General features: G+C 65.7%; 12 protein-coding genes. 2 read left to right on the top strand and 10 right to left on the bottom strand.

Annotated features, from left to right (window positions below; all coding sequences use genetic code 11):
* Positions 1 to 183 precede the first annotated feature (183 nt).
* A complete protein-coding gene (locus QJT82_RS08000) occupies positions 184 to 1,380 on the bottom strand; it encodes an amidohydrolase family protein (RefSeq protein ID WP_028338906.1) in 1,197 nt (398 codons plus the stop codon).
* A 146-nt stretch (positions 1,381 to 1,526) separates the two neighbouring features.
* Between QJT82_RS08000 and QJT82_RS07995 the strand changes: the two genes are divergently transcribed.
* On the top strand, positions 1,527 to 2,300 hold the full coding sequence (locus QJT82_RS07995; RefSeq protein WP_018270450.1) for a ferredoxin--NADP reductase: 774 nt from the start codon (positions 1,527 to 1,529) through the stop codon (positions 2,298 to 2,300).
* A 127-nt stretch (positions 2,301 to 2,427) separates the two neighbouring features.
* On the opposite strand, the gene soxA is transcribed toward QJT82_RS07995, so the two are convergent.
* From soxA to QJT82_RS07950, 9 genes are all read right to left on the bottom strand, one after another.
* Positions 2,428 to 3,201 (bottom strand): sulfur oxidation c-type cytochrome SoxA, encoded by a 774-nt coding sequence (soxA, locus tag QJT82_RS07990; RefSeq protein WP_028338905.1) that lies wholly within the window; start codon positions 3,199 to 3,201, stop codon positions 2,428 to 2,430.
* Positions 3,198 to 3,518, bottom strand: a complete 321-nt coding sequence (gene soxZ / locus QJT82_RS07985; protein ID WP_028338904.1) for a thiosulfate oxidation carrier complex protein SoxZ — start codon at positions 3,516 to 3,518, stop codon at positions 3,198 to 3,200. Before soxZ ends, soxA begins: the two co-directional genes overlap by 4 nt.
* Positions 3,518 to 3,982, bottom strand: coding sequence for a SoxY-related AACIE arm protein (locus QJT82_RS07980; RefSeq protein ID WP_028338903.1), 465 nt, complete (start codon positions 3,980 to 3,982; stop codon positions 3,518 to 3,520). The genes soxZ and QJT82_RS07980 overlap by 1 nt, the downstream gene beginning before the upstream one ends.
* Positions 3,983 to 3,991: 9 nt before the next feature.
* A complete protein-coding gene (soxX, locus tag QJT82_RS07975) occupies positions 3,992 to 4,420 on the bottom strand; it encodes a sulfur oxidation c-type cytochrome SoxX (protein ID WP_028338902.1) in 429 nt (142 codons plus the stop codon).
* 13 nt (positions 4,421 to 4,433) lie between these two features.
* Positions 4,434 to 5,690, bottom strand: coding sequence for an NAD(P)/FAD-dependent oxidoreductase (locus QJT82_RS07970; RefSeq protein WP_281446629.1), 1,257 nt, complete (start codon positions 5,688 to 5,690; stop codon positions 4,434 to 4,436).
* A 58-nt stretch (positions 5,691 to 5,748) separates the two neighbouring features.
* On the bottom strand, positions 5,749 to 7,935 hold the full coding sequence (locus tag QJT82_RS07965) for a molybdopterin cofactor-binding domain-containing protein (RefSeq protein WP_028338900.1): 2,187 nt from the start codon (positions 7,933 to 7,935) through the stop codon (positions 5,749 to 5,751).
* Positions 7,936 to 7,945: 10 nt separating this feature from the next.
* Positions 7,946 to 8,395 (bottom strand): (2Fe-2S)-binding protein, encoded by a 450-nt coding sequence (locus QJT82_RS07960; RefSeq protein ID WP_028338899.1) that lies wholly within the window; start codon positions 8,393 to 8,395, stop codon positions 7,946 to 7,948.
* 153 nt (positions 8,396 to 8,548) lie between these two features.
* Positions 8,549 to 9,946 carry an MFS transporter gene (locus QJT82_RS07955; protein ID WP_028338898.1) on the bottom strand — a complete coding sequence of 466 codons (1,398 nt, stop codon included), beginning with the start codon at positions 9,944 to 9,946 and terminating at the stop codon, positions 8,549 to 8,551.
* Between the two features lie 100 nt (positions 9,947 to 10,046).
* A complete protein-coding gene (locus tag QJT82_RS07950) occupies positions 10,047 to 10,670 on the bottom strand; it encodes a TetR/AcrR family transcriptional regulator (RefSeq protein ID WP_196238118.1) in 624 nt (207 codons plus the stop codon).
* 77 nt (positions 10,671 to 10,747) lie between these two features.
* Here QJT82_RS07950 and QJT82_RS07945 point away from each other — a divergent pair, with 77 nt between their 5' ends.
* A complete protein-coding gene (locus tag QJT82_RS07945) occupies positions 10,748 to 11,110 on the top strand; it encodes a darcynin family protein (protein WP_028338896.1) in 363 nt (120 codons plus the stop codon).
* Position 11,111: the final 1 nt, after the last annotated feature.

Genomic DNA, 11,111 nt, shown 5'->3' with positions numbered 1-11,111 from the left:
GGCATCCTTCCGATCGCGCCATCGCCTTACCAGGGCAAATGCCGCGCTCGCAACTCATAGGGTCACAAGCTCTGAGGAGGTCGCGAAGCGACCGTCTCGAAGGGCGACGGCCGGGCCGTGCACCCTTCGAGGCACGCTTGCGCGTGCACCTCAGGGTGACGGATTAAGAGTTGCTCTCGCCTGCTACTTCGCCACGATCTCCGGCACCTTGCCCGCGGGCGGCGTGTTGCGGCTGCGCTGGGTGCGGACGATGCCGTCGATGATGGTCATGCCGATGCCCGGGAGATCGCCGAGCTGAACGCTCTCCAGGATGTTCTTGCCCGGCGAATGCTGTGCCTTGTCCATCAGCACGAAATCGGCCGAGCGGCCGACCTCGATCAGGCCGCAATCGAGCTCGCGCATCCGCGCGGTGTTGCCGGTCGCCAGGCAGAACGCCAGCTCGGCCGGGAGCTCGCCGAGCGAGGACAAGAGCGAGACCATCCGCAGGATGCCGAGCGGCTGCACGCCGGAGCCGGCCGGCGCGTCGGTGCCGAGGATGACGCGGTGCAAATCGCCCATCTCGCGCGCGGTGCGCAGTGTGAACAGCGCCGAGCGCTCATTGCCGTTGTGCACCAGCTCGAGCCCGCGCTTGCAGCCCTCGCAGATGCAGCGGATCTGGTCGTCGGGCAGGGCGGTGTGGCCGCCATTGATGTGGCCGACCACATCGGTGTCGGCCTCCAGCACCACGTCCTTGTCGATCAGGCCGGAGCCCGGGATTGACGGGCCGCCGGTGTGGATCGTGCTCTGAATGCCGTATTTGCGCGCCCAGCCGACCATCTTGCGCGCGGTCGGTCCATCCTTGACGCCGCCGAGCCCGACCTCGCCGAGCAGCTTGACGCCGGCGGCGGCCATTTCCTTGAAATCGTCCTCCACCATCTCGCATTCGATCACGGGCGCGCCGGCATGCACCTTCACGCCGCCCGGACGCAGCGTCCAGAACGCGCGTTGCGCGAAGATCGCCATCGCCTTCAGCCCGACGACGTCGCGCGGCCGCCCGGGCATGTGCACCTCGCCGGCGGAGATCATGGTGGTGACGCCGCCATGCAGATAGCTGTCGATCCAGTTGATCTGGTTCTGCCGCGGCGTCCAGTCGCCGGCCACGGGGTGGACGTGGCTGTCGATCAGGCCGGGCGCGACCGTCGTGCCGTTGGCATCGACGATGGTGGTGGCGCCTTCGGTGTCGACGTCCTTGAGGCGGCCGATCGCGGATATCTTGCCGTTCTCGGCGACGATGGTATCGGCATCCAGGATCGGCTTCTCCAGGGCCCCCGACAGCAACAGCCCGATATTGCGGATCACCAGCTTGCTCGGACCGGTCGCCTGGGGTGCATCGTGCGCCATGGTTTTTCCTTTTGGTTCAATGCCTTCGCCGGCCATTGTGCCCGTGGCTTGACGGCCGGATCAAGCTGGATTATTCATTTGTATACGAACGATCGTGTACAAATGATTTTGCCGCCAATCCGGCCCGCGCGTCAAGGAAACTGACGATGAGCAATTTCAACCAGGAAAGCGTCCTCAGCGTTCACCACTGGACCGACACGCTGTTCTCCTTCAAAACCACGCGCAATCCGTCGTTCCGCTTCCGCAACGGCGAGTTCACCATGATCGGGCTCAAGGTCGGCGAGAAGCCGCTGCTGCGGGCCTACAGCGTCGCGAGCGCGAATTACGAGGACACGCTGGAGTTCTTCTCGATCAAGGTTCCGGACGGCCCGCTGACCTCGCGCCTCCAGCACCTGAAGGAAGGCGACGAGATCATCGTCAGCCGCAAGGCGACCGGCACGCTTGTCATCGACAACCTCGAGGATGGTCGCAACCTCTATCTGGTCGGCACCGGCACCGGGCTTGCGCCGTTCCTCAGCGTGATCAAGGATCCCGAGACCTACGACCGCTTCGAGAAGGTCGTGCTGCTGCACGGCTGCCGCCGCGTCAAGGAGCTCGCCTATGGCGAGATGATCACCGAGAAGCTGCCGCAGGACGAGCTGATCGGCGAATTGGTGCGCGACCAGCTGATCTACTACCCGACCGTGACGCGCGATCCGTTCCGCAACCGCGGCCGCATCACCGACCTCATCACCTCGGGCAAGCTGTTCACCGACATCGGCCTGCCGGCGCTCGATGCTGCGCATGACCGCGTCATGATCTGCGGCTCGCCCGCGCTGGTCGCCGACACCCGCACGCTGCTGAACGGCCGCGGCTTCGTCGAGGGCAATCACGGCGAGCCCGCGCAGTTCGTGGTCGAGAAGGCGTTCGCTGAGCGCTGACCGCTACGCAGTAACTCCATCTCCTCACCCTGAGGAGCTTGCGCAGCAAGCGTCTCGAAGGGCGAGGCCCGACTGGGGCCTCATGGTTCGAGACGCGCTTTCGCGCTCCTCACCATGAGGGTTGGCGCTAGGGCCTGACCGCCGGCGTCTCGACCGGCATGCCGCGCGCCCGCGTCATCAGATAGAGCTCGAGCTCGACCAGCTCCGGCGAACCATAATCATAAGCCTGCGCGCGGATGCCGGTGATGCAGGCGCGCAGCCGCCGCTGCAACGATCCGAGCGCCTGCCATTCCAGCCGGTACAGCGGATAGCCGGTCGGCTGGCCTTGCGTGATCGCGCTGCCCGCGAGCTTCTTGTCCCAGTTATCATCGTGGCAGTTGGTGCAGCCGAGATTGAGCTGGCCCTGCCGCCTCATGAATAGCGCGTGGCCTTGTTCGACGAACGGCGCGAGTTCCGGATCGTCGCCGGCCGTAATCGGCATGCCGCGCGATTGCCGTGCGACATAGGCGGTCAGCGCCAGCAGCTCACGGCTTTCATAGGCGAAGGGCGAGGCCTGCTGGTGGTTGGTGCGGCAGAGGTTGATCCGTCCCTCGAGGTCGACCGGCTTTCCCAGCGCCTTGTCGAAGGCCGGATAGTGCGCCGCGACGCCCTTCATGCCGGCGCTGGCGTCGTTGTGGCAGTCGGCGCAGGCCATGTTTGCACCGCCGGCCTTGCGCGTCCACAAGGCCTCGCCGTCGAGCACGGACAGAATGCCGGGATTGGCGGTGTCCTCGTCCTGCATCGCCTTGGTGTCCGGGCTCATGAAACTGTAGCCGGAGCGGCGTTCGCCTTGCGGAATCTCGTCGGCGAGCGCGGCGCCCGCCATCGCCGTCAGCAGTGCGATGCGGACCGCGATCTTCATTCGACCGTGATCGAAGCCTGCGCGGTCTCCGAAAATCCCTTGTCGCCGATCCACTCGAATTCGAACTTGCCGCTCTCGGTCACCGTCGTGAAAAAGGTGATGAACGGATTGGCCGCGATCGCAGGAAACAGATCGGCGCGGAACACTTCCTCACCGTTGAAGCGGCAAGTGAAGCTCGTGATGATGTCGCGCGGCACCACGCTGCCCGAGGCGGTGTGGCGGTAGCCGGTCTCCATGATATGCGACATCAATGTCTTGATCTCGATGACACTGCCGCGCTTGGCCTTGGCCGGGACATTGATCAGGGCCGACGGCATCAGATCGCCTCCTCGGTGCAGGCGGCGAGCGTCACCACGACGTCGGCGGTTGCCGACCAGAACGTGTCGTCGGACAGCCGCGCGATGGCGGTGACCTTCTGGCTGTCGGCGAGGCGGATGCGGGTCGACACCTGGGCGCGTCCGGCGCGCGGCCCGAGATAGAAGTTACCGATGTTCGGCTGCGGGTTCTTCTCGTTGAAGACGTGGATGCTCTTCACATACTCATCCGCCGTCATCGGGCTCGTGACGCTGACCGTCATCGGCACCGTGTTGCCGTTCTCGACCAGCGGCGGTATGTCGAGCTTGACCTTGCCGGTGTGCACATTGGCCTCGCCGACGACATTGCGGATCGCGGCCGACAGCATTGCCGGCGACGCGTCCACGGGGCGCACGATCACCAGCGCGGCGGCACCGCCGGTGAGGCTCAGGAATGTCCGGCGTGTGGTGGAGTCGGAAATCGCCATCGCTTGGTCCTAGTTCCGCAGTGTCGTCAAGTAAGCCACGAGATCCTCGATCTGCTCCGCCGACAGGATCGGCTTGCCGCGCCATGAGGTGCCGACACGCACGAGCCCGTCGACGCGATAGTAGGACGGCATGATCGTCGCCGCATTGAGATGCGACGCATCGACCAGGCGGAGCCGCAACTGTCCTTCCGACCAGCGGCTTCCGCTGCCACTGAGGTTCGGCGCGAGGTCGCCCTGGAACGCCTGCTCGGGAAATGGGCCGCTGTGACAGAGGATGCAAGTGGAGGAACGCTCGACGATCAGCGTGCGGCCGCGCGCGACATCGCCCTTGGTTCCCGTCAGCGAGGCTGGAATCGCATCGCCCACGACGGTGTAGGGCCGGAGCTCTTCGGCGCCGGCGGGCCAGCAGGCTGCGAACAGTCCCGCGGCGAGAAGCATTGTGCGGGCGAGCCTAGCCAAACGCCTCTCCAGTGATCCTCTTGAACCAGTCGACCGCCTGATCGGCTTCACGCTGGCGCACCTCGCGAGGCGCATCGACCGGGCTCGTGGTGACCTCCGCCTCGGCGTACTGATCCTCCTTGGGCTGATAGATGCCCTTCAGCGAGAAGGCGTAGCCGGGCGCGACCGTGTTGTAGCAGGCGCCATCGAGCCGCGGTGTCTCCGGCGCCTTGCCCGCAAGTGAGTTGACGATCGCGGCCGCGCAGGCCAGGCCCTGCGCCGCCGCGGCGGAGGCGGATTTCGGAATGCCGCCGGCGATCGCGGCATCACCGATGACGTGGATGTTGGGAACGAGCTTTGAAGCAAAGCTGACGGGATCGATCGGGCACCAGCCGGTATGGTCGGCGGCTCCGGCGATGTCAGCGAAGTCGGATCGTAGCCATGTCGTTCTGTGAGCCAAGGAGTTGCCAGACATATTTGTCTTCCTAAGACCGCTTGGCCTCCGACTTACCCGTCCGCCCTGCGACAGCGCGATCCGTTCGATCATGCCGGGATAGAGCTCCGCCCAAGCCTTCTCGAACAGCTTCTGCTGCGAGTAATTGTCCTTGGCATCGAGCACCAGGATCTTCGAGCGCGGCTTGTTCGCCTTCAGATAATGCGCGATCAGGCTGGCGCGCTCGTAAGGCGCGGGCGGACAGCGCAGCGGCGCAGCCGGCACTGCGATCACGACGAGGCCGCCATCGTCCATGGCTTCAAGCTGCTTGCGCAGCAGCATGGTTTGCTCGCCGGCCTTCCAGGCATGCGGCATCTTCTCCGCCGCCGTCTCGTCATAGCCGGGCAGGGCCTCGAAGCGCATGTCGATGCCGGGGGCCAGCACCAGCCGGTCATAGGACAGCGTCGTGCCGTCAGCGAGCGCGATGCCGCGCGCCTGGGCATCGACCTTCGTCGCCGCCTGCGCGGCAACCGTGATGCCGTCGGCCGCAACCTTGTCATAGGTGAATTGCTGTGCGGCAAGCTCGCGCAGACCCGCGATCACCTCGTTGCTGAACGGGCAGGCGGTGAAAGTCCTGTTCGGCTCGATCAGCGTGACCTGAAGCTTCGTGTCGAGCCGCCGCAGCGCGCGCGCGCAGGCCACGCCGCCGAAGCCGCCGCCGATCACCGCGATGCGCGGCGCAGCCTGCGCCAACGCCGGACGCGCCAAGGCGGCCGCTGCGACGGCAGCGGCGCCACGGATCACATCCCTGCGCGTCTGATGACGCGTGACGGCCATGCGCGAGAATCCGAAAAAGGGAAGCGGCGGCCGGTTGCGGCCGCCGCTTCCGGTTTGATCAGGCGAAGCTGATGTTCTGGTTGCGCAGCGGGAAGCTGCGGATGCGCTTTCCGGTCGCGGCGAAATAGGCGTTGAGCACCGCCGGCGCCGCAACGCCGATGGTCGGCTCGCCGACGCCGCCCCAGAACCCGCCGCTCGGCACCATCACCGATTCCACCTTCGGCATTTCGTTGATGCGCATCGAGTTGTAGGTGTCGAAATTGGTCTGCTCGATGCGGCCGTCCTTCACGGTGCAGCCGCCGTAGAACAGCGCGCTGAGGCCGTAGACGAAGGAGCCCGCGATCTGCCGCTCCACTTGCGCCGGGTTGACGACATAGCCGGGGTCGGTGGAGGCGACGATGCGATGCACCTTGATCTTGCTGCCGTCGGTCACCGAGATCTCGGCGGCGCCGGCAACATAGCTGCCATAGCCCATCACCTGCGCGATGCCGCGATAGACGCCCTGCGGCGCCGGCGTGCCCCAGCCGATCTTCTCGGCCACGGCATTGAGCACGGCGAGATGCTTGGGGTGCTTGCGCATCAGTTTGCGGCGGAATTCGAGCGGGTCCTGGCCGACAGCCAGCGCCAGCTCGTCCATGAAGCATTCCATGTAGATGGCGTTGTGGTTGACGTTGACGCCTCGCCAGAAGCCCGGCGGGACGTGCGGGTTGCGCATCGAATGCTCGACCAGCAGGTTCGGCACCGAATAGCCGATCGCGGCCTCGCCGGCTTGCGCGACGCCCTGGAACGCGGCGGGGTCCATGCCGTTCTGCAGTGCTTCCGGGCGCACCGAGAACAGGATGGATTGACCCGATAGCCGGTAGTGCAGCGCGACCAGATTGTTGTCGGTATCGAACGCACCGGTCAGCTTGCACTGCGTGATCGGGTGATACTTGCCGTGCTGCATGTCTTCTTCGCGCGACCACAGCAGCTTGATCGGCGTGCCCGGCATCTGCTTGGCGATCGCCACCGCCTGCCGCACATAGTCGGTCATGCCGCGCCGGCCGAAGCCGCCGCCGAGCATCAGCTTGTGCACGTCGACCTTCTCCGCCGGCAGGCCGGAGGCCTCGAGCGCCGCGGCGAAGGCCGCCTCGCCATTCTGCGTGCCGCACCACACCTCGCATTTGTCAGGGGTGTAGAGCACGGTGGCGTTCATCGGCTCCATCGTGGCGTGGTTCTGGTAAGGATAGCTGTAGACCGCCTCGACCTTCTTGGCAGCGCTGGCGATCGCCGCCTTTGCATCGCCATTCTGGTTGCCGATGTAGGCCGGCTGCGCATTGTCGAGACCCTCGGCGAGCCATGTCGCGATCGTCTCGCTGGAGACCTTGGCGTTGGGGCCTTCGTCCCAGACGATCGGCAGCGCATCCAGCGCAGTCTTGGCGTGCCACCAGGTGTCGGCGACCACGGCAACGGCGCTGTCGCCGACCTGCACCACCTTCTTGACGCCCTTCATGCCGGCGATCTTGGCCTCGTCAAAGCTCTTCACCTTGCCGCCGAACACCGGGCAGTCCTTGATCGCGGCGTTCAGCATGCCCGGCAGCTTGACGTCGATGCCGTAGACCATCTTGCCGGTGGTCTTGTCTGATGTGTCGAGCCGCTTCAGGCCCTTGCCGGCGATGGTCCAGTCCTTCGGGTCCTTCAGCTTGACGTCGGCCGGCGGCTCGAGCTTGGCCGCGGCTTCCGCGACCTTGCCGTAGGTCGTCGTCTTGCCCGAGGGCGTGTGGGTGACGACACCGTTGGAGACCTTGCACTCCGAGGCCGGCACCTTCCACTCGTTGGCTGCTGCCTGGATCAGCATCACGCGCGCGGTGGCGCCGCCCTTGCGGACATAGTCCTGCGAGGTGCGGATGCCACGGCTGCCGCCGGTTGAGAAATCGCCCCAGGCGCGCTTGCGGGCGACGCTTTGGCCGGGCGTCGGATATTCTGTCGTGACCTTCGACCAGTCGCATTCCAGTTCTTCGGCGACGAGCTGGGCGAGGCCGGTCAGCGTGCCCTGGCCCATCTCGGAGCGGGCGATGCGGATCACCACGGTGTCGTCGGGCCGGATCACGACCCAGGCATTGACTTCCGGCGCGCCGTCGGCTGCGCGCACCACGGCGGGGCCGCCGAACGGCAGGTCGAGGCCGAGCGCGAGGCCGGCGCCGGCGGTTGCGGTGCCGATCACAAAGGCGCGGCGATTGAGCTTTGGCATGACGTGCTGGTTCATCGCTGCGTCCTTATGCGTTCGCGGCAGCATGGATCGCCTCGCGCACCTGCTGGAAGGTGCCGCAGCGGCAGATATTGGTGATGGCGTCGTTGATGTCGTCGTCGGTCGGCTTCGGATTGTCCTTCAAGAGCGCCGCGACGGCCATGATCATGCCGCTCTGGCAATAGCCGCATTGCGGCACGTCGCTGGCGATCCAGGCGAGCTGCACCTTGTGCATCACGCCGCCCGCCGCGAGACCCTCGATCGTGGTGATCTCCTTGCCGGCCGCCTCGCTCACCGTGACGCCGCAGGAGCGCATCGCGACGCCGTCGATATGCACGGTGCAGGCGCCGCATTGGGCGATGCCGCAGCCGTACTTGGTCCCTGTCAGTCCGACGTTTTCGCGAATCGCCCACAACAGTGGCGTGTCGTCCTCGACGTCTACATTTATTGTCTTGCCGTTAATTTTGAGGTTTGCCATCGCGATCCCCTGAATGGTCCGATCCTCCGACCGGACTGCGGGGCGATGTTGGCCTTGAAACTGGAACGGTTCAAATCAAGAAAATGCGCTCGCAGCGCGAAAGAAATTTGATGCTGTGGTGTTTGGCCGCGGACTGTGCGCGCCGCATACCTGTCATGACTTTTGCGGTGATGCGACCGCGAGGCGCAGGAAGCTCATGACGCTGCCGAGCGCGGCAAATCCGGCACCCAGCGCCAGCGCCACGGTGGCACCCTCGCGGTCGGCCAGCGCGAAGCAGAGCGCGGCGAGGGCAGCGCCGGTGGTCTGCCCGGTCAGCCGCGCGGTCGCGACGATGCCGCTGGCGCTGCCGCTCCGATGCGACGGCGCGCTCGACATGATCGCCTTCATGTTGGGGGTCTGGAAGAAGCCGAAGCCGATGCCGCAGATCATCGTGCGCCAGACGATGTTGGCGACGCTGGGCTCGGCCGGCAAGGTCGCGAGCAGCACCATGCCAAGCCCCAGCAGCAGCATGCCGATGCCGCCGAGGATGCCGGCCGGATAGCGGTCCGACAGCCGGCCGCCGATCGGTGCCATGAAGGCGACCACCAGTGGCCAGGGCGTCATGAAGAAGCCGGTCTCGACCTGCGAGCGGTGCAATATGTCCTCGAAGTAGAAGGGTAGCGATACGAAGGCGAGGCCCTGCACAGCGAATGAGCAGACGGCGGTCGCGGCGGACAACGCGAAGATCGGCCGCCGGAACAGGTCGATCGGCAGCATCGGCGCCGGATGATCGGCATGCCGCCGGGTCAGGATCCATCCGAACAGGACGGCGCCGACAAGCTCGGCGATGACGAGCGCCGGCGCGGCCTTGTGCGCGGCGCTGCCGATGCCGATGATGAAGAGGCCGAGACAGGCGCAGGCCAGTGCCGCGCCGGTGAAGTCGAAAGCGTGGGTGGCGCGCGGCGTCGTCGGCAGCGTCTTCATGCCGATCAGCAACGCGACGACGCCGAAGGGAATGTTGACGGCGAACAGCCAGGGCCATGGTCCGAGCGCGAGGATTCCGGAGGCGATGGTCGGCCCCAGCGTAAAGGCGGTCGCGACCACGAGCGCATTGTGGCCGAAGCCGCGGCCGTGCATCCGGCTCGGATAGACGAAGCGCACCAGCGCGGTGTTGACGCTCATCAGGCCGCTGGCGCCGAGCCCCTGCAAGGTGCGCGCGACCAGCAGGCTCGGCAGCGACCACGCCAGCGCACAGCCGAGTGACGCCAATGTGAACAGCAGCAGGCCGCCGAGATAGATTCGCTGATGGCCGACGATCTCGCCGAGCGCGCCGAGCGGCAGCAGCGTCGCGACCAGCGCGATCTGATAGACGTTGACGACCCAGACCACTTCCGCAGGGCTGACATGCAGATCGCTCGCGATCGCCGGCAGCGCGATGTTGGCGATCGCGGTATCGAGCGAAGCCATCGCCAGCGCCGTGAAGATCGCTGCCACCGCCCAGCGCCGGGTCTCCCAAGGCAAACCATCGGTGATCGGTGCCGCAGCCGCGGTGGTCGGGGTCTTCTCGAGCATGCCTGTAAGTGTCTCCGGGATCGCCATGTACTACGCCGGCATCCCGTTCCCCAGCCGCGGCATTGCATGATGCGTATGCGAAGCGGCCTAGCCGGAAGTGTCAAAAGTCCCGCCGCGGACCGAACAGATATCCTTCGATGGCGCGCAGCACCCGGCGGCTGGCCGCAGCCTGCGAGAGGTCCTTTTGAAGCGCGTGGTCGACCATGGCGCGGCTGATCACGATCAAATCCTCGACGGCGTCATCGTCGACTGGCCTTGCGATCTCACGACGATGCCGGGCCAGCAGGGCGGCGACCAGTTCCTTCAATTCGTCGGCTGCTGACGTGCCCGATGACGCGGGGCGCAGCCGATCCTCCTCGGCCTCCAGAATGCGATTGAGCCCGGCTCGCTCGGCATGCGCCTCGAGCTGGGCCTGAACGATCAGGTTGAGCGACGCCGTCAGGCTCTTGCCCTCGGAGGCCGCGACTGCATCCCGCACTTTCGCCAGCAGCGCGTCCTCGAACCTCGTGATCAAAGCCAGCGTCAGCGCGTCCTTGTTGGGAAAGTACTGATACACCGAGCCGACACTGATCCCGCCTCGCTCGGCCACCGCATTGGTGTTGTAGCCCTCGAGCCCGCGCGCTTCCAAAACGCGAGCCGCCGCTTCCAGAATCACGGCCACGGTTTCCCGCGAACGCTGCTGAAGCGGCTCTTTCCGGGCCTTTGTACGCCGCTTCGCCGGCATGACGGGCATCTCCCAAAACGCGAGTTGTAGAATATGAGCAATTACTCACATTATGGGCGTGAAAGGAGAACCGATCAATGGTGACACTGCAAACGACCTCGTCCCCCGTGCTTCCCGAACACGAGGACGATCCGCACAGGTTTCACATCTTTGTCATGGTCAAGACCAGGCGGCATTGGCTCGATCTGAAGACCGAGCAGCGCCTCGCCTTCCTGCATGAGGAGGTCATTCCTTTGCTCCGGCGCCGTCCGGAGCTGAAGGTGCGCTGGTTCGAGCCGGAGGCCTTCTCGACCAGGGCGACCGACGTCATGATCTGCGAGACCGATGACCTCTCGGCCTGGGCGTGGTTCTGCGACCACCTGCGCGAGACGAGGTTCTGGGACCATTACTTCGAAGTGCTCGACATCATGCCGGCGCTCGAAGGCAATTACCTTGCCTAGA

The sequence above is a fragment of the Bradyrhizobium sp. Mp19 genome (assembly GCF_029952935.1).
Taxonomy (GTDB): domain Bacteria; phylum Pseudomonadota; class Alphaproteobacteria; order Rhizobiales; family Xanthobacteraceae; genus Bradyrhizobium; species Bradyrhizobium elkanii.
This window is presented reverse-complemented; position numbering and strand designations above follow the sequence as displayed.

Excerpts from the sequence above, each read along its gene's own strand:
- QJT82_RS08000 (WP_028338906.1), bottom strand. The coding sequence starts at position 1,380 with ATGGCGCACGATGCACCCCAGGCGACCGGTCCGAGCAAGCTGGTGATC.
- QJT82_RS07995 (WP_018270450.1), top strand. The coding sequence starts at position 1,527 with ATGAGCAATTTCAACCAGGAAAGCGTCCTCAGCGTTCACCACTGGACC.
- soxA (WP_028338905.1), bottom strand. The coding sequence starts at position 3,201 with ATGAAGATCGCGGTCCGCATCGCACTGCTGACGGCGATGGCGGGCGCC.
- soxZ (WP_028338904.1), bottom strand. The coding sequence starts at position 3,518 with ATGCCGTCGGCCCTGATCAATGTCCCGGCCAAGGCCAAGCGCGGCAGT.
- QJT82_RS07980 (WP_028338903.1), bottom strand. The coding sequence starts at position 3,982 with ATGGCGATTTCCGACTCCACCACACGCCGGACATTCCTGAGCCTCACC.
- soxX (WP_028338902.1), bottom strand. The coding sequence starts at position 4,420 with ATGCTTCTCGCCGCGGGACTGTTCGCAGCCTGCTGGCCCGCCGGCGCC.
- QJT82_RS07970 (WP_281446629.1), bottom strand. The coding sequence starts at position 5,690 with ATGGCCGTCACGCGTCATCAGACGCGCAGGGATGTGATCCGTGGCGCC.
- QJT82_RS07965 (WP_028338900.1), bottom strand. The coding sequence starts at position 7,935 with ATGAACCAGCACGTCATGCCAAAGCTCAATCGCCGCGCCTTTGTGATC.
- QJT82_RS07960 (WP_028338899.1), bottom strand. The coding sequence starts at position 8,395 with ATGGCAAACCTCAAAATTAACGGCAAGACAATAAATGTAGACGTCGAG.
- QJT82_RS07955 (WP_028338898.1), bottom strand. The coding sequence starts at position 9,946 with ATGCTCGAGAAGACCCCGACCACCGCGGCTGCGGCACCGATCACCGAT.
- QJT82_RS07950 (WP_196238118.1), bottom strand. The coding sequence starts at position 10,670 with ATGCCGGCGAAGCGGCGTACAAAGGCCCGGAAAGAGCCGCTTCAGCAG.
- QJT82_RS07945 (WP_028338896.1), top strand. The coding sequence starts at position 10,748 with ATGGTGACACTGCAAACGACCTCGTCCCCCGTGCTTCCCGAACACGAG.